Source organism: Phyllobacterium sp. 01N428 (genome assembly GCF_056399405.1).
Map to the genome: position 1 here is coordinate 56610 of NZ_JBFTRH010000001.1, position 17984 is coordinate 74593.

The 17984-nt window shown below is 60.1% G+C and carries 16 protein-coding genes and 1 pseudogene; 10 read left to right on the forward strand and 7 right to left on the reverse strand.

What is annotated here, in order from left to right; translation table 11 throughout:
• Positions 1-11: 11 nt before the first annotated feature.
• From AC1DNI_RS00285 to AC1DNI_RS00305, 5 genes are all read right to left on the reverse strand, one after another.
• The gene (locus AC1DNI_RS00285; RefSeq protein ID WP_477690413.1) at positions 12-1406 is read right to left on the reverse strand and encodes an MFS transporter; all 1395 of its coding nucleotides are present in this window, start codon (positions 1404-1406) and stop codon (positions 12-14) included.
• Positions 1407-1663: 257 nt separating this feature from the next.
• Positions 1664-6457: an NAD-glutamate dehydrogenase gene (locus AC1DNI_RS00290; RefSeq protein WP_477690414.1), complete on the reverse strand. Its 4794-nt coding sequence runs from the start codon at positions 6455-6457 to the stop codon at positions 1664-1666.
• A gap of 104 nt (positions 6458-6561) precedes the next feature.
• Complete coding sequence (locus AC1DNI_RS00295; protein ID WP_477690415.1) at positions 6562-7194, reverse strand: TPM domain-containing protein; 633 nt, start codon at positions 7192-7194, stop codon at positions 6562-6564.
• Positions 7195-7197: 3 nt separating this feature from the next.
• Complete coding sequence (locus tag AC1DNI_RS00300) at positions 7198-8088, reverse strand: TPM domain-containing protein (RefSeq protein ID WP_477690416.1); 891 nt, start codon at positions 8086-8088, stop codon at positions 7198-7200.
• Between the two features lie 28 nt (positions 8089-8116).
• Complete coding sequence (locus AC1DNI_RS00305; RefSeq protein WP_477690417.1) at positions 8117-8731, reverse strand: LemA family protein; 615 nt, start codon at positions 8729-8731, stop codon at positions 8117-8119.
• A 137-nt stretch (positions 8732-8868) separates the two neighbouring features.
• On the opposite strand from AC1DNI_RS00305, the gene AC1DNI_RS00310 reads away from it, so the two are divergent.
• Genes AC1DNI_RS00310 through AC1DNI_RS00325 form a run of 4 tightly spaced genes read left to right on the forward strand, consistent with a single transcriptional unit; the run spans position 8869 to position 11208 of the window.
• The gene (locus AC1DNI_RS00310; RefSeq protein WP_027231059.1) at positions 8869-9117 is read left to right on the forward strand and encodes a hypothetical protein; all 249 of its coding nucleotides are present in this window, start codon (positions 8869-8871) and stop codon (positions 9115-9117) included.
• 55 nt (positions 9118-9172) lie between these two features.
• Positions 9173-10054 carry a pyridoxal kinase PdxY gene (gene pdxY / locus AC1DNI_RS00315; RefSeq protein ID WP_228017607.1) on the forward strand — a complete coding sequence of 294 codons (882 nt, stop codon included), beginning with the start codon at positions 9173-9175 and terminating at the stop codon, positions 10052-10054.
• Positions 10055-10114: 60 nt separating this feature from the next.
• The gene (locus AC1DNI_RS00320; RefSeq protein ID WP_153667018.1) at positions 10115-10783 is read left to right on the forward strand and encodes a carbonic anhydrase; all 669 of its coding nucleotides are present in this window, start codon (positions 10115-10117) and stop codon (positions 10781-10783) included.
• 8 nt (positions 10784-10791) lie between these two features.
• On the forward strand, positions 10792-11208 hold the full coding sequence (locus AC1DNI_RS00325) for a DUF4440 domain-containing protein (protein WP_477690418.1): 417 nt from the start codon (positions 10792-10794) through the stop codon (positions 11206-11208).
• A gap of 54 nt (positions 11209-11262) precedes the next feature.
• Here the strand turns inward: AC1DNI_RS00325 and AC1DNI_RS00330 are convergent, their stop codons facing one another.
• Positions 11263-12081 carry a lytic murein transglycosylase gene (locus AC1DNI_RS00330; protein WP_153667016.1) on the reverse strand — a complete coding sequence of 273 codons (819 nt, stop codon included), beginning with the start codon at positions 12079-12081 and terminating at the stop codon, positions 11263-11265.
• Positions 12082-12491: 410 nt separating this feature from the next.
• On the opposite strand from AC1DNI_RS00330, the pseudogene AC1DNI_RS00335 reads away from it, so the two are divergent.
• The 6 genes and pseudogenes from AC1DNI_RS00335 to AC1DNI_RS00360 form a co-directional block, all read left to right on the forward strand.
• Positions 12492-12680: pseudogene (locus AC1DNI_RS00335) on the forward strand (BrnT family toxin); the annotation flags it as partial.
• Positions 12673-12969, forward strand: coding sequence for a BrnA antitoxin family protein (locus AC1DNI_RS00340; protein ID WP_174208241.1), 297 nt, complete (start codon positions 12673-12675; stop codon positions 12967-12969). The pseudogene AC1DNI_RS00335 and the gene AC1DNI_RS00340, both read left to right, overlap by 8 nt.
• A 247-nt stretch (positions 12970-13216) precedes the next feature.
• Positions 13217-14794 carry a signal recognition particle protein gene (gene ffh, locus AC1DNI_RS00345; protein WP_477690419.1) on the forward strand — a complete coding sequence of 526 codons (1578 nt, stop codon included), beginning with the start codon at positions 13217-13219 and terminating at the stop codon, positions 14792-14794.
• Positions 14795-14796: 2 nt separating this feature from the next.
• On the forward strand, positions 14797-15114 hold the full coding sequence (locus tag AC1DNI_RS00350; RefSeq protein ID WP_027231051.1) for a chorismate mutase: 318 nt from the start codon (positions 14797-14799) through the stop codon (positions 15112-15114).
• 11 nt (positions 15115-15125) lie between these two features.
• Positions 15126-15545 (forward strand): 30S ribosomal protein S16, encoded by a 420-nt coding sequence (gene rpsP / locus AC1DNI_RS00355; protein ID WP_027231050.1) that lies wholly within the window; start codon positions 15126-15128, stop codon positions 15543-15545.
• A gap of 155 nt (positions 15546-15700) precedes the next feature.
• On the forward strand, positions 15701-17278 hold the full coding sequence (locus tag AC1DNI_RS00360; protein ID WP_477690420.1) for an alkaline phosphatase D family protein: 1578 nt from the start codon (positions 15701-15703) through the stop codon (positions 17276-17278).
• Positions 17279-17281: 3 nt separating this feature from the next.
• Here AC1DNI_RS00360 and AC1DNI_RS00365 read toward each other — a convergent pair whose 3' ends face one another.
• Entirely contained in the window at positions 17282-17890 is a 609-nt protein-coding gene (locus AC1DNI_RS00365; protein ID WP_477690421.1) for a TetR/AcrR family transcriptional regulator, read from the reverse strand.
• Positions 17891-17984: the final 94 nt, after the last annotated feature.

Below are 17984 nucleotides of genomic sequence, written 5' to 3' on the forward strand. Positions count from 1 at the left end.
ACAAATCTAGATCAGGTAGAACTCCTGGGCATCGCGGCCGGATAGGGCGTTCGCACGAGAATCGCCAACCCACCCAGAAGGAAAACGATGATGGTCGCCATGCCAAGGCGCGGCGACCCGCTTAACGCGATTGCCGTCGCCACGAGGAAGGGCGCAAGGAAACTCGTCGCCCGACCCGAGAGCGCATAGATGCCGAAATAGCGGCCGGCTTCTTCAACTGAAACACTCCGCGCCATATATGACCGCGACGAAGCCTGGACCGGGCCGAACGCAACACCGATGAGGAGGCCGAAACAGATATAGGCCTTCTCGGCAGGCGTACCGAACAGGCCGCCGCTGTCAGCGCCGGGAAGCGGTATGAAACCAAAGAGCGTGTAGCCGGGCCCGGTCGAAACAATTCCGATCGTGGCGATCACAAGAACAATAAGTGATACCACTACAACAGTCTTCGACCCGAGCATCGTGTCGAGCCTGCTTGCTGCAAGGCAGCCGAAGATGGCGACGACATTGAGGATGATGCCGAAAATGCCGATTTCGGCGGTGGCCCAACCGAACATCGTCGCGGCGAAGGCGCCGCCAAGCACGACGAGGGCGTTGACCCCGTCCTGATAGATCATTCGCCCGATCAGGAAGCGGAGAATGCCGGGACGCTGGCGCACCTCGGCCAAGGTCGAACGCAAACGTCCAAGTCCGGAGGCAATGGCGGGGCGGATGGGCAAGCCGCGCGCGCCATCAGGCGTGAAGAAGAACATCGGCAGCACGAAGACAAGGTACCACAAGGCGGCGAGCGGTCCGGCTGCGCGGTCGCCCTCGCCGGCTGAGGGGTCGAGCCCGAAAATCGGTTGCAGCCCAAGCATGGTCTTGCCCGTTTCGGGCGACCCGGCCATGAAGGCAACGACGAAGATCAGCGCGATCATGCCACCGAGATAGCCGAGACCCCACGCAATGTTGGATATACGGCCGATGTCCTTCGGCGCAACGAGGCGCGGCATCATGGAATCGTTGAACACGATCGAAAATTCCGCCGCAATAGAGGCCAGCGAAAAGAAGATGAGCGGCATGATCAGGCCCGAGCCCGGCGCCGCGAACCATAGCATGACGAGGCAGGTGATCTTGATGACGGCGAAGAAGGCGATCCACGGCTTGCGCCTGCCGGTCTCGTCGGCGATGGAGCCGAGCACAGGCGACAGCACGGCGATGAACAGGCCGGATACCGCGATGGCATAGCCCCAGGCAGCCTGCCCCAATGCCGGATCGCTCGCCATGCGCGAGACGAAATACGGCCCGAAGATGAAGGTGGTGACGACCGTGAAGAACGGCTGCGCCGCCCAGTCGAACAGCATCCACCCCCATATGCCGGACTTGGTCGAGACAGCGGTTTCGCTGGTCAGCGGGGAGGCGGTCATTGCCACGCCCCTCCGCCCCGCCTGAAGCTTCCCCCACAAGCGGCGAAAGCGGGCTTCATCGAGACTGGCGCCATTTTGCCTCCAGGCATTTTGTAGCCGTGACCGCAAACTCCCTCCCCTTCGGGGGAGGTCACCGCGAAGCAGCGGAGTGGGGGAATTTTGAGGAAGCTTATCCCAGGCCCGAATTAGTTCAAGCATTCCCCTCCCCGGACCTTCGGCCCGCCCTCCCCAAGGGAGAGGGCAAGGGGCTACCACGACTACGACAAATCCGAAAGCAGGCCGGCAGCTACGGCCAGCCGCGATACGGTCAAATCACCGCTCTCGACGATGTTCGCCATGCGCTGGCGCACTTCGTCTACACGCGCGCCACGGCTGGTCAGCCAATCCTTGGCCGGATCAGCGTTCTTGCCGTGCCGGCTGAGGGCTGCGACGGCGATACCGCGCCGCGCCTGCGAGATCAAATCCGTCGCGCGGGCAAGCGCCAGGCCGTCATAGTAGTCGGCAACGGAAACCCCACGCGCGGCGTCTTCGATACGGCCTATACGGAACGCCTCGGAAATATCGAAATAAGCCTTGCCGGCAGTGGCTATGTCGATATTCGCCTGCTGCGCCACCGCCGCTATATCCGGAATGATCGGCGCAACAGACAGGCGTGCCAATTGCGCGGCAAGAGCCGGTGGTGCGCCGAGCGCCACGTTGCTGGCGGTGTCGTCGCGGATCAACCCCAGCATGGAGGCTGGCAACAGCTTCTCTAGCCTTGGCTGCAGCGCGTCACGGGCTTTCTTGATCTCATCGATCGCCGTCGCGAGACTGGCCCCTGCGGTGCCATTGCGTAGAACCCATGCGGTCGTCCAGTTCAGCATCTGCGCCACCTTGGCGTAGAAACCGTTCTGTGTGTCCCCTGCTACGGCATTGTCGAGGGCGTCAATCGCGGCAAAGACACCGTCGAGCGAGAAGCCGTCACGCACAATGACGTAGGCGCGCACGATCTCCGGACCGGAACGGCCTGTAAGATCGGATAGCCGGCTAACGAAGGTCGGGCCGCCACGGTTGATGATGTCGTTTGCGAGCTGCGTTGCGATGATTTCCCGGCGCAAACGATGCGTATGCAGCTCATCGGCAAATCCCGATTGCATTTGCTTCGGAAAATAATCCATCAGCTCGCGATCGAGATAAGGATCGTCGGGCAGGGTGCTTGCCAACAACTGATCTGATAGCACGATCTTCGCATAGGCAAGCAGGACGCCGAGTTCGGCGCGCGTCAATGGTACGCCATCGACCTGCCGTTCGGCGAGGGCCTTGTCATCGGGCAAGGTCTCGACCTTGCGGCTCAGAAGCTTTCGCGCCTCGAGGTCGCTGATGAAACGGGCCTGATAGGCGAGATCGGCCAGGCCGCGCCGCTGCGCCAGCGAGAGAGCCAGGGTCTGCAGATAGTTGTTGCGCAAGACGAGGTCTGCAACCTCTGCTGTCATCGATTCCAGGATCTTGTCGCGCTGATCGCGCTTGAGCTTGCCGGCGCGCATGGCCTGCGCCAGCGCGATCTTGATATTCACCTCCACGTCCGAGGTGTTGACGCCAGCGGAATTGTCGATCGCATCTGAATTGCAGCGTCCGCCAAGCAGGCCGAACTCGATGCGGCCCTTCTGCGTGACGCCGAGATTGGCGCCCTCGCCGATGACCTTGGCCCTGACGTCGCTGCCGGTGATGCGGATCGCGTCATTGGCGCGGTCGCCGACTTCCGCATCGCTCTCTCCCATCGAGCGGACATAGGTGCCGATGCCGCCGAACCACAGGAGATCAACCGGTGCCTTGAGAATCGCGGTCATGATCTCGTAAGGCGTTGCCGTCGTCTTGGCGAGGCCGATGGCCTTCGCGGCTTCCTTGGACAGCGTGATCGACTTCAGCGAGCGCGAGAATACGCCGCCGCCCACCGATATTTTCGACTTGTCGAAATCCTGCCAGCTCGACCGCGGCAGGTTGAATAGGCGCTGCCGCTCCTTGAGCGTCGCCTTGATGTCCGGCTCCGGATCGATGAAAATATCGCGGTGGTCGAAGGCAGCAATCAGCCTTGTCTGTGGCGACAGCAGCATGCCATTGCCAAACACGTCGCCCGACATGTCGCCGACGCCGACCACGGTGAACGGGGTTTTCTGGATATCAGTTCCGATTTCGCGGAAATGGCGCTTGACCGCTTCCCAGGCGCCGCGTGCGGTAATACCCATCTTCTTGTGGTCGTAGCCGGCTGAGCCACCCGAGGCAAAGGCATCGTCGAGCCAGAAATCATGCGCCTGGCTGATCGCATTGGCGGTATCCGAGAATGTCGCCGTGCCTTTGTCCGCGGCAACGACGAAGTAAGGATCGTCGCCATCGCGCCGCACCATGTCGGCCGGCGGCACGACGGTCTCGCCGTTCAGATTGTCGGTGACCGAGAGCAGTGTCGAGATGAACGTGATGTAAGCAGCGCGGCCGGCCTCGAAGATGGCGTTGCGATCGCCGCCCGTCGGCAGGCGCTTCGGATAGAAACCGCCCTTGGCGCCAACGGGCACGATGACGGCATTCTTGACCTGCTGTGCCTTGACGAGGCCCAAAACTTCCGTGCGGTAATCCTGGGCGCGGTCTGACCAGCGAAGTCCGCCGCGGGCAACTGGTCCGAAGCGCAGATGCACGCCTTCGACCTCCGGCCCATAGACGAAGATCTCGCGGTAGGGACGGGGCTCCGGCAACTCGTCGAGTGCGCGCGGGTCGAGTTTGAAGGCGAGAGAGGCGCGTTCGCTGCCATCCTCCTCTGGCGAGAAGGCATTGGTGCGCAGCGTCGATTCGATAAGATTGAGGTAGCGGCGCAGAATCCGGTCATCGTCGAGGCTCGGAACGCCTTGCAAGGCTTCCTCGATGGCCGCACGGATCGCAGCCTCCTTACGCTCCGATTGCGCTCCTTTGGCCTTGGCCGGGCTTAGCCGTTGCTCGAAGAGATCATAAAGCTGACGCGCGATCGCCGGGTACCGATTGAGCGTGATTGCGATGAAATCCTGCGAATAGGGAATGCCCGCCTGCTGCAGGTAGCGCCCATAAGCGCGCAGGATGATGATCTGGCGCGCCGTGAGTTGGCCGCTCAGTGCCAGTCCATTATAGCCGTCATTGTCGGAGGCGCCGCTCCAGATGTTGCGGAAGACGTCCTCGAACAGGGCGCCATTGTCGCGCAGATCGATGGCCGCACCCGAAGTGCTGACGAGTTCCATGTCGTGAACGTAGAGAGGGCTGGCATCCGCCGCAGGCAAGGCAAATGTCTGCTCGCTGATGACGCGGAAGCCCATGTTTTCGAGCAGCGGCACGCGCTGCGACAGGGCTACAGCCGAGCCATAATGATAGATCTTCAGCGATGCCGCATGGGGCCCGTCAGTGCGGTGGCGGTAGAAATCGACGAAGAGCGGATTGCTGCGCGACAGACCGGCAATTCGGCTCGCATCGATAAGCGCCTCATCCGCGGAAAAGTTCTCACGGTAGGAATCGGGGAATGCAGCCGCCAGCGCAGTATATTGCGACGTGCCCGTACGGTCGCCAACCTCGGCGACGGCATCGTCCCAGGTACGAACGATGGCGCGGACGCCTTCTTCGAGCATCTCACGCTTGACCTTTGGAAAATCATCCTCGGCATGGCCGATGATGAAGTGGACGCGTGCAAGGTTGCCTTCCGGGAAAGCGGGATAATAGGCCGAGACATGCCCTTCATAGAGCGCGGCGAAGTAAGCGCCCATCTTCTCGCGCACCACGGAATCGTAGCGTTCGCGCGGAACGAAGACGATGATCGAGGCAAAGCGGCCGAAGGGATCGACACGCGGCAGGACCCGCACGCGCGGCCGCTCGCCGAGCGCAAGGATGATCTCCGCATAGCGGGTCAAGGTCTTGACGTCGATCTGGAACAGGTCGTCGCGGGGATAGCCCTCGAGAACGTTGAGCAGCGCCTTGCCCGAATGGTCTTCGCGATTGAACCCGAGGCGGCTGATGACCGCTTCCGTCTTTGAACGCAGATAGGGGATTTTGAGTACCGAACGCGTATAGGCGCCGGACGTAAAGAGACCGACGAAGCGAAGCTCGCCGGTGATCCGCCCCTCCGCATCGAAGGTCTTGACGCCGATATAGTCCATATAGCCGCGGCGATGCACCAGCGACTTCGTGTTCGCCTTGGTAACGATCAAAAGCTCGGGGCCGGTGAGGAAGGCGATAATCTGCGGCGTCGTGGTGACGCCCTGATTGCCGCGCTTCAACACGCGGACATCGGGGTCGCCGAGAATGCCAAGTCCTGTCTTGCGGGAGCGTTCGAGCTCACCCTGGTTATTATCACCGAGGTAGTCGTATTCGCGCACGCCGAGGAACGTGAAATTGTCGTCACGCAGCCATTCGAGGAATGAGACCGCCTCGTCGATCGCCGCCTTTTTCATCGGCAGCTTTCCGGTCTTGTAGGCATCGATCGCTTCGCCGAGACGGTCGAGCATCGGCCTCCAGTCGCGTACGGCCTCCCGCACCTGTTTCAGCACCGTCGTGAGTGCTGCATGCATGATTTCCCGCGAAGGTCCGTCGAGCGCGGGCACATGGATCTGCATGACGCTGACGCGCGCCACATCCTTGCCTGGCTTGTCGGGTCCGGCCGGGCCAATCGCCTTGTTCGTCTTCGCATCGACATCCATGACGGGGTGCATGACGAGGTAAACAGCGTTTGCCCGGTCGCTTATTTCACCAAGAACGGAATCGAGCAGGAAAGGCATATTGTCGTTGATCAACGTGATCACGGTGACCGGACGGCCGTCGCGATAGACAAGCGACCCCTCGCTTACATCAATGATAGACTGCCCGCTCTTGAAACGAGAGAGTGCCTCCTCTGCAAGCTTCGCCGAAGTCTGAATTGCGCTTCCATCGTAGCCGGCAAGGTCTTCGTCTGGCGCTCGGGCAAAGAGCAACTCTTCGAACAGACCAGCGTCAATCTTCTTGTCTTTGGCCTTGGGTGATTTGGGCTTCGGGGCGGCCTTTCGGTCCAATGCAGTCTGTGAAGCCATCAAAATTCCCCCCTCATTGCGTATTTTGCATGATCATAGCCATTCGGAAGCCGTTTTCGACCCCAAACTGCACCGATGCGGTGAAAATCGTATGACACGCAAGAAAATTACAATTCGACCAGATGGTCATCCAGTTCGTTGATGTCGCCGGGCCTCACCGGGAAATGTTCTTCCAGGAGCAGGCCTGCCTTTTTGATGGCCTTGAGGAATCCGCCGGGCAATTCGTCCCTGCCGGCATGGTCGATCAGAATCGCAACTATATCGTTCCATTCCTGCTGCCCCACCTTGGCGTTGATGCCGGCGTCGGCAACGACCTCCGCATATCGTTCCGCCAGCGAAACAAACAGCAGCACCCCGGTGCGCTGCGTGGTGAGGTGAACATTGCGTGCCAGGAATTGCTGGGAGGCATTGAGGTGGGCGCGGCGATAACGAATATGTTTCGGCACGAGCCACATGTGGAGGTCCGGCAGCAGCCGCAACACAAGCAGGGCGGTGACAAGGGCCGACAGGATCCCCAGGCCGAAGACCGGCAGGGGAATCGTATACCAGAACCAATGGGCCGCGACTGCGACGAGTACGGCGGCGAACAATATCCCGCAGGCGACCATGAAGCCGGCAACGAAGAAATAGCTGTCGCTGCGCCGCGCCAGAACTGCATAGATTTCGCCACTTGTCCGGCTCTCCGCCTCGCGAATTGCCGCAGCAATATTGGCATGATCGGCTTCGTTCATTACCTGCATGGCCTACCAGCTCCCCGATGCGCCGCCGCCGCCGGAGGACCCGCCACCCCCGGAGAAGCCGCCGCCACCGCCGCCGCCCGACGACCAGCCACCACCGCCTCCAGTCCAGCCGCCTCCTCCGCCTGACCACCCACCGCCCGATCGCCCGCGGGTGCGATTGTCAAAGCGCATGCCGAGCCATTCGTACTGGCCGGGGCCGATTTTGCGACCAAATGCCGGCGCAAGCACAGCGGTGGCGAAACCGCCGAAAAAGATGAGCGCCCAGATGGTTATGAAAATTACAAAGAACCAGTCAATATCGGAAGTCGGCTCCTTGATATTGCGCTTGGCCCGCGCCTCGACCTCGGCCTTATCGCCGGAGAGCACGGTCAGTATGTCATCGACACCGCGCGCGATGCCTCCGGAATAGTCGCCTGAACGAAAGCCGGGTATGATCGCGTTTTCGATGATCAGCTTGGAAAGAAGGTCGGTCAGCGTGCCCTCAAGCCCATATCCGACTTCGATGCGCACCTTGCGCTCGTTTGGGGCAACGACGAGAAGAACACCATTGTTCTCCTGCTTTTGTCCGATCGCCCAGGAGCGGTAGAGCCGATTGGCATATGGTTCGATCTCTTCCCCGTCGAGACTCGGCACGGTGACGACCACCACTTGGTCGGAGGACTTTGCCTCGTAAGCCGCGAGCCTTTCCGTGATTGCGGCGCGGGTAGCGGTGTCGATGATGTTGGCGCCATCGACGATGCGCCCGGTCAGCGCTGGAAGTTCGGCAGCAAAAGCGCTGACCGACAGAAATGCCAGGAGAATGGCCGCGCAAACGACCTGCAGCGCCGGTCGAATACGTTTCACCTCACGCAACTCCCGGGAGCATATGCGCGTGGCAGCAGCGACTGCAAACATCACACAAGCCCTTCTTTCCGGCTGTTGCCTAGAACTTCACCTGCGGCGTCTGCTTTGCGGAGTCGTCGATCGTGAAGGTCTGGTAAGGCTCGTTGCCGCGGAACCAGATCCAGCTCCAGATCATCGTCGGCATGGTCTTGAGCGAGGTGTTGTAGACGCGCACGGCCTCGATATAGTCGCGGCGGGCAACGGCAATGCGGTTTTCCGTCCCCTCAAGTTGCGATTGCAGGGCGAGGAAGTTCTGGTTCGACTTCAAATCGGGATAGTTTTCGACGACGGCAAGCAGGCGTGACAAAGCGCCGGTCAGGTTCGCCTGGTTGTCCTGGAAGGCCTTAAAGGCGTTGGGATCTGTCAGCGTTTCCGGTGTAACCTGTACCTGGGTCGCCTTGGCGCGCGCCTCGACGACGGAGGTCAACACATCCTTTTCCTGGGCCGCATAGCCCTTGACGGTCTCGACCAGATTGGGAATGAGATCGGCACGGCGCTGATATTGGTTGAGCACCTCGCTCCATGCAGCCTTCGCCCGTTCCTCATTGGTCGGGATGACGTTGAATCCACAGGCCGAAAGCAGCGGCAGGAGAAGCGCCACGGCGAGAACGGTGAGCGCACGGCGCGGCATCGCGACTGAAGGCAAATATTGCATCGAAAATCATCTCCCAAAATACGGATACACGGGGCCAGCGGCATCAAAACGAAGCAATGCGAGCCTAGACATTTTTTTCTGCAAAAGGAACTGGCAAAGCGCTATGCTGATTTGCCTTGGAATCGAATGGATGCCTCATGCCCGAACAGAACGACAATCGGCGGCCGGATACTGAATCGAGACGGATTCTTGAGCGTATCGAGCGTGAGACCGCGGTTCATGGCAACGCCATCGTCGGCCGCGCGAAGCGCCATTTTTCTGCACAGGATGCCGACGCCGCCGACCCGATTGAAGTCTGGGGCACGCGCATCGGCCGCCTGCTGGGATTGCTAGTATTAATCGCAATGTTTATTTGGTTGATTGTCTCCATATCCGGAAAGGGATGACGTTCGGCGCTACCGCCGACCCTTTCTTTCCAATGCCCTCGCACGAGTATTTTCAATGACCGGTCCTGCTGTTTCCTCCAACGCTGTCATCGTCATTTCGAGCCACGTCGTCCGGGGCGCCGTGGGCAATCGCGGCGCGGTTTTTGCGCTGGAAACGCTCGGCCATCCGGTCTGGGCGGTGCCTACCGTCATACTTCCGTGGCATCCCGGCCATGGACCGGCCAAGCGCATCGTGCCGGAGCCCCAACAATTCGACGACCTCATTGCCGATCTCGAGCGCGCGCCTTGGCTCGACGAGGTCAGCGCCATCATGACCGGCTATCTTGGTCATGCTTCGCAAGCCGCGAGCGTTGCGCGGCTCGTAAAGACAATCAAGGCACGCAGGAAATCGGTGCGCTATCTCTGCGATCCGGTTATCGGCGACGAGAAAGGCCTTTATGTTCCCGAAGCGACGGCGACAGCCATTCGCGACGAACTGATGCCGCTCGCCGATATCGCTACGCCGAACCGTTTCGAACTCGCATGGCTTGCGGGGGCGGATCTTCCGGACAACAAGGCGATCATGCAGGCGGCCCTGCATGCGGGGCCGGGCACGATGCTCGTCACCTCGGCCCACCCAATGATTGCCGGCGGCACCGGCAATCTGCTGGTGACCCATTCGCTGGCCCTGCTTGCCGAGCACCGCCTCGTCAACGGTCCGACCAATGGCCTTGGCGACCTGACGTCTGCGCTTTTCCTCGCAAGGACGCTGTCTGGGCTCGAACCCGAGCAGGTCTTGCAGCGAACCACCGCATCGGTGTTTGAGATCATGGCACGCGCCGCCAAACGCGGTGCCGACGAATTGATGCTGGAAGCGGATGCCTCAAGTCTATCCACGCCAATGGCCATGACGCAGATGCGCCGCCTAGTGCATCCGAGCAAAGGCATCCGGGCTTGACCGCGATCTTACACCTGAAGACCAATTGATCTTCGCGATGATGAGGACTACAGCAAAGCCATGACCCTGCTTCCCGATAAACTTCTTACCGGCTATCGCAACTTCATGGCGCATCGCTATGCCAATGAGACGTTGCGCTACAGGCAGCTTGCCGAAAAAGGTCAAACCCCCGAGACGCTCGTCATCGCCTGCTGCGACTCCCGTTCGGCGCCTGAGATCATCTTCGACACCGCGCCGGGCGAGATCTTCGTGGTGCGCAATGTCGCCAATCTGGTGCCGCCGTATGAACCGGATGGCGAGTATCACTCAACATCCGCCGCGCTTGAATTTGCAGTGCAAAGCCTCAAGGTCAAAAATATCGTCGTCCTCGGCCATGGCCGCTGTGGCGGCATCAAGGCGGCTCTCGATACGTCCAGCGAGCCCTTGTCGCCGGGCGATTTCATTGGGAAATGGATGAGCCTAGTAGCACCGGCGGCCGAAGCCATTTCCGCCAACGAACTCATGACCACGCTGGAACGCCAGACCGCGCTGGAACGTATCTCGATCCGTTACTCCCTGCAAAATCTACGAAGTTTCCCCTGCATCGACATTCTGGAGAAGAAGGGGCGGCTGACGCTCCACGGCGCATGGTTCGATATTTCGACTGGCGAACTCTGGATCATGAATCCCGAAACCGGCGACTTCGTTCGCCCCGACCCTGAAGAGGTCGGCGCGCCAACCCTGGAGTAGGCCCTTCGATGTTGGCGCGGCTTGTTCTTGCTTTCGCCTTCATCGTTTCGCTGAGTTTTGCTGGCCGCGCGGCAGATAGCCATGAACAGCTGGTCGAACAGTGGTATTCAGCCCTTGCAACCGCCGACCACGCCATGTTCGACAAGCTCCTGGCCGACGATGCAAGGGTGATCCTCGAAGACATAGACTCGATCCAGACGAAGGACGAGTTTCTTGGAAGCCTCGACGAATGGAAGAATGCGGTGCACGGCGCGAGGCTGCGCCACCGTATCGCCAGCGCCGGCGACGGGACGGTCACCGTCTTCGTCTGCTATCAATTCCCGAGCAATTCTACCTACATGCGCGAAATCTTCAGTTTCCGCGGCGAGAAGATCATCGAAAGCGCGCAAAGTTCGGTCGGCGAGGCCTGCGAAGGGTTCGAATGACAAAGGCCGGCGCGATGGGCACCGGCCTTGAAATTTAGTCTGACGCGAGGCCGGCTATTCGCCGTCGATCTTCGCGCCTATGATGGCGATTGCCTGCTGATAGACGCTTGCCGCGTTCCAGCCCTGGATTGCAGCGAAATTAGCCTGCCCCGGCTGATAGCCAGCGCCTGTCTGCCAGCCATGGCCGCGCAGGAAATTTGCTGTCGAGGCCAGCGCATCCGCCTTGGATCGCAGGTCGATGCGGCCGTTGCCATCGCCGTCGACGCCGTAGCGAAGGACGTTGAGCGGCAGGAACTGGGTCTGCCCGATCTCGCCGTGCATGGCCCCGACGGAATTGGACGACAGCGTTCCCTGATCGACCAGCTTCAACGCAGCATTCAGCTGCTCGCGGAAATATTCCGGGCGGCGGCAGTCGAAGGCAAGCGTCGTCACGGCGGAAAGGGTATTCTGGTTACCCATGAAGCTGCCGAAACCGGTCTCCATGCCCCAGATTGCGATCAACGGGCCGGCCGGAACGCCGAACCGGCGCTCGATGCTGGCAAACAAGGCGGCGTTTTGCGCCTTCTGCGCGCGCCCACGCGAGATAATAGTCTGACCGCCGCGCACCTGCATGAACTTGTCGAGCGAATATTTGAAGCTCTTCTGGTTGCGGTCGGCATTGATGGTCTTGCTCGCATAGGAAACGCCATCGAGCGCACTGATGCCCCTGCTGCCAATTCCTTGCGCCTGCGCTTGCTGCTTGTAGGCCTGGACCCATTCCTGAAATCCGGCGGAGTTGTTTCCGCAGGAGGGAGCGGCCTGTGCGGCGCCCGCCATCAAGAGGAGGCCGGCCGTTGCGACCGCAAAAAATCTGCTTTTGGCAACAGATGCCATGAAGAGCTCCTTAAAAGTTGAATCGTGGTTGGCCCTATCTGCCATTTTTCTGCAACCGTGTCATCCGGCAGAATCGCGCGCCTTAAGGTTAAAAGGACGCAATTTTATCAAGGTCGTTGTCAATTTCGCAAAAATCGCCCCCTGCCCCATGTGACGATAGACATTGGGGCCACAACCGAGAGTTGGCATTCGCGCATGCATCAAGCGCTGGCTCCCCGCCCATCATTAGAGAGAAAGGCGTACGGCTGGTGGTCTGCGAGGTTTTCGATTAGTCTTCCATCATAATTTTTGTATATACGATAATCATTGACCAGAAGCGATTTCATGACTAGATTTGAGTGGGATCCCGAAAAGGCAAACCGCAATTTAAGCAAACATGACGTCTCGTTTCGGGCAGGCGAGCGTTTGAATTTCCTTCGGCTCTAGAATTCATCGACGACAGGGAAAACTACGGCGAAGAGAGAGTAGTTTCGATCGGGTTCATTGGCGAGGTTTTACACACAATGACATATACCGAACGCAACGGGTTGATCCGGATTATCTCGTTGCGAAAATCCACGACCGCAGAGATCAAAAGATATGCAAAAGCCTATGAGTGAAAAGGTTCGCGCTGCACATCGAGCGCGCATTGAAGCCGCCTTGAACAAGATCTCACCCGCGGAAGACGCTGCGCTCACAAACGCGGCATCCGAAGACCCTGACACCGCGCTCATCACTGAACTTACAAAGCGCCGACCCGGCCGGCCCGTGGCGGAAGTCACCAAGACGCCGGTTTCGATCCGTCTCAGCCCTGATGTCCTCGACCACTACCGGTCCACCGGACCCGGCTGGCAGGGCCGCATCGACGATGCCTTGCGCAAGGCTGCCGGCCTCAAGAAGCGGGCGTGACGGTCCTGGACGCGCGCAGCCTTGACTCCCGGGGCGAATTCCTGTTTAAGCCGCGCATCAATCCGCGACGAGTCTGGAACTCCGAGCAGCCGACCGGGACCCCGCAAGGGTTCGACGATCCCGGAGGTCAACACCCGACAGCGCCATGCGCCCTCGGGTGCCTTTTTGCTTTGAGCCATTGGCCAGGGCGCGGTTTGTGCCTACCTTTCGCGGAAACAGGTCCCTGGAAGGAAGAAGGAAAAACTGGATGTTCGAGAGCTTACAGGAACGACTAGGTTCGATATTGAACGGCCTGACCGGTCGCGGCGCGCTGTCGGAAGCCGACGTCGCAGCGGCTTTGCGCGAAGTGCGCCGGGCCCTGCTCGAGGCCGACGTTGCGCTTGATGTCGTCCGTTCCTTCACCGACAAGGTGCGTGCGAAAGCTGTCGGCGCCGAAGTCCTCAAAAGCATCAAGCCCGGCCAGATGGTGGTCAAGATCGTCCATGACGAGCTGGTCAGCATGCTTGGCGAGGAAGGCGTTTCCATTGACCTCAATGCGCCCGCGCCTGTCGTCATCATGATGGTCGGCCTGCAGGGCTCGGGCAAGACCACGACCACCGGCAAGATCGGCAAGCGCCTGACCGAGCGCGCGCGCAAGAAAGTGCTGCTCGCCTCTCTCGATACGCGCCGCCCGGCCGCTCAGGAACAGTTGCGCCAGCTTGGCGTGCAGACCGGCGTAGATACGCTGCCGATCATCGCCGGCCAGTCGCCGGTTGAGATCGCCGCTCGCGCCGTTCAGGCAGCGAAACTTGGCGGCCACGATGTCGTCATCCTCGACACGGCGGGCCGCACCCATATTGACGAGCCCTTGATGGTCGAAATGGCCGACATCAAGAAGAAGGCCAGTCCTCATGAAATTCTTCTCGTCGCAGATGCGCTGACCGGTCAGGACGCCGTCAACCTTGCCCGTTCATTCGATGAGCGCGTCGGCATAACCGGGCTCGTCCTTACCCGCATGGACGGCGATGGCCGCGGCGGCGCGGCGCTGTCCATGCGTGCCGTCACCGGCAAGCCGATCAAGCTGATCGCCACCGGCGAAAAGATGGACGCGCTGGAGGAATTCTACCCACGCCGTATCGCCGACCGCATCCTTGGGATGGGCGATATCGTTTCGCTGGTCGAAAAGGCTGCTGAAAACATCGACGCTGAAAAAGCCGCGGCGATGGCCAAGAAAATGCAGTCCGGCAAGTTCGATCTCAACGATCTTGCCGACCAGATCGGCCAGATGCAGAAGCTCGGCGGCATGGGCGGCATCATGGGCATGATGCCCGGGATGGGCAAGATGAAGGACCAGATGGCCGCCGCCGGCCTCGACGATTCCATTTTCAAGCGCCAGCTTGCGATCATCTCTTCGATGACCGCGGCCGAGCGCGGCAATCCCGACATGCTTAAGCATTCGCGCAAGCAGCGCATCGCCAAGGGCTCCGGGACCAGTGCTGCGGACATCAACAAGCTTTTGAAGATGCATCGCCAGATGGCCGACATGATGAAGGCCATGGGCGGCAAGGGCAAAGGCGGCATCATGAAACAGATGATGGGCGGCCTTGGCGCCAAGATGGGCCTTGGCGGTCTCGGCGGGATGGGCGGCATGCCTGACCTCTCCAAGATGGACCCGAAACAGCTCGAAGCCCTGCAGAAGCAGGCGGAAGCCGCCGGCTTCGGCAAGGGCGGCGGTCTGCCTGGCGGGCTCGGCGGTTTGCCGGGGGGACTTGGTGGCATGGGCGGAATGCCGCGCCTGCCAGGGCTTGGTGGTGGTCTGCCAGGCCTTCCGAAGAAGAAAGGATAATCATGTCCTCATCATCCCTCCCGAAGGAACTCATCGATCTGCGCGCCTCCATCGACAACATCGATGCAGCGCTTATCCACATGCTTGCCGAACGCTTTCGCTGCACCAAGGCAGTCGGCGTTCTGAAAGCAAAGAACGGTCTTGCTCCGGCCGATCCGGCCAGGGAGAGGCGGCAGGTCGAACGCCTGCGTGCCCTCGCCCAGCAAGCCGATCTCGACCCCGATTTTGCCGAGAAGTTCCTGAACTTCATCGTCAAGGAAGTGATCAGACATCACGAAACAACGGCCGCCGAGGAAAACGGCGCCCCATCTAACACCTAAGGAGAATAACAATGTCACTGAAAATCCGTCTGGCCCGCGCAGGGTCGAAGAAGCGTCCTTATTACCACGTCGTCGTTGCTGACGTTCGCGCCCCACGCGACGGCCGCTTCATCGAGAACGTCGGTGCCTGGAACCCGATGCTCCCCAAGGACGGCGACCGCATCAAGCTGAATGAAGAGCGCATCCAGTATTGGATCGGCCATGGCGCACAGCCGACCGATCGTGTCCTGCGTTTCCTCGACCAGGCCGGTATCGCCAAGCGCGACGCGCGCAGCAACCCTGAAAAGGCTGTTCCGGGCAAGAAGGCGCAGGAACGCGTTGCCCTTGCCAAGCAGGCTGAAGAAGATGCGAAGGCTAAGGCCGCTGCGGAAGCTGAAGCCGCCAAGGCCGCTGCCGAAGCTCCGGCTGAGGAAGCTGCTGCCAGCGAATAAGCTGTCACACTGCAGTCTTGTTGGAAACGGGTGGCTCTGGCCGCCCGTTTTCTTTTTGGCCCGCGATAATTTCACGCGCCTGCAAAAAAACCGAAACAATCCCGGTGCACAAGAGGCGGGTTAGCCAGCCAATTGCAAGCCAAGGGAACAGTTTCATGTCGAATCGATTTGCCTACACCCGCCGCAGTTTTCTCACGTCTTCCGGGGCTTTGGCCCTGACCGCCGCTTCCGGCCTTTCCTGTCCGGCAATTTCACGCGCCGCATCGCGCCCGGTGTTTACGCACGGTGTCCAGTCCGGTGACGTCGATTCCGCAACGGGCATGATCTGGACGCGAACCGATCGCCCGACCCGGATCAACATCGAAGTTTCGACGACGGAAAGCTTTGCAGATTCTGTTCGCCTGCCACCGCTCAATGCGCTTCCCGATACTGACTTTGCCGCCAAGCAACTCCTTACCGATCTTGCCTCCGACCAGGAGGTTTTTTACCGCCTCACTGCAGTCGATCTTAACGATCTCAACGGCGTATCCGAACCGATTGTCGGCCGTTTCAAGACCGCGCCGATGTCAAAGCGCAACATTCGCTTTGCGTGGTCGGGCGACACGGTCGGTCAAGGTTGGGGCATCGATGAGACGGGCATGAAGACCTATGCGTCGATCGCCAAACACCAGCCGGACTTCTTCCTGCATTCGGGCGACACAATCTACGCCGACGGGCCCCTCGTTGAGGAAGTCGATCTCAAGGATGGGACCAAGTGGAAGAACCGCGTCGTCACCGATGAGAAGCGGAAAGTTGCCGAGACGCTCGACGAGTATCGCGGCCAATGGAAATACAATCTGCTTGACGATCACGTACGGGCGCTGAACATGGTTTGCCCGACGTTTTTTCAATGGGACGACCATGAGGTGACCAACAACTGGTCGTCCTCGAAGAACCTTGCCGCAGACGATCGTTACAAGGAGAAATCTATCGCGCTGCTGTCAGCGCGCGCGGCTCGTGCTTTTCACGACATGACGCCCATCCGCTATACGCCTGCGGAGCCGGGCCGGGTGTATCGCAAGATTGCCTACGGGCCTTTGCTCGACGTCTTCTTCCTCGACCTGCGTTCCTATCGCGGCCCGAATGGACCCGACATGGAAGAGGCGATTACTCCGGAATCGTCAATTCTCGGCGAACGGCAGCTGCGGTGGCTCAAGCGCGAGTTGCTCAATTCGAAAGCAACGTGGAAGGTCATTGCTTCTGATATGCCGCTCGGCGTTATCGTCTGGGACAATGCCAAGGACAAGAAGGGCGCAGAGGCCGTCGCCAATGGCGATAACGGTCCGGCCAAGGGTCGCGAACTCGAAATCGCCGATCTGCTGCGCTTCATCAAGACCGCTGGCATCAACAACACCGTCTGGCTGACGGCCGACGTACACTACACCGCCGCGCATTACTATAATCCCGACAAGGCGCAGTTCCAGGATTTCGCACCCTTCTGGGAGTTCATTTCGGGCCCCATCCATGCCGGAACGTTCGGACCGAATGACCTCGACCAGACTTTTGGACCCGAGCTCAAATTCATCAAGGCACCGACTGCCGAGCAAGGGCAGAACGTGCCGCCCTCAGCCGGTCTCCAGTTCTTCGGGCTGGTCGATATCGAGGGCGCCAGCCAGCAACTCACAGTACGCCTGATGGACCGTGAGGATGTCGAGCTTTACAAGATCACGCTCGACCCTGTTTTCTCTTCGTAGGTGCTAACCAGCGACGGCTATCAGCGAATCCCAGGCCGCCATGGCGGCCTGGGCGGTGCGCATCAGCGTCTCGCGCGACGCGCCGTCGCGGGCGGTGATCGACATGCCATGCTGGACCGTCGCGTAGAACTCGGCAATCTTATCGCAATCGATGCTCGACGGTAACTCCCCCTCGCTGATTGCGCGTTGCAGCCGGCCGCGCAGTTTGACAGCGTTGCCGAGGCGTTGTTCCTTCAAAAGAGCGCAGGCCGGTTCCGATCCGCGTTCGCCGTGAAGCGCGCCAAGAACGACAAGGCACCCGTGCGGCTGATCGGGCTGCGAATAGGCGACCGCCGTTTCTTTGAGAAAATTGAAAAAGCCTTCACGCGCCGTGGACGCTTCCAGGGCCTCCCAGATCTCCAGCCCGACATTCCTTTGGTAAAGTTCAAGCGCCTGCTCGAACAACCCGGCCTTGCTGCCGAAAGCAGCGTAGAGACTAGGCGCGTTGATCCCCATCACCTCGGTAAGGTCGGTCATGGAGGCGCCTTCGTAGCCGCGCGACCAAAATAGCTCCATGGCGCGAGCCAGAGCTTCTTCCCTGTTGAATAAGCGCGGTCGTCCGCGTGGCGGCATCGTCAGGACCTTTCTGTAGTGATCAATATATAAATAGCTTGACGGTGGGACGCAAGCCTCTTAGGTGTTTATGTATCGATCATTACATAAAGGA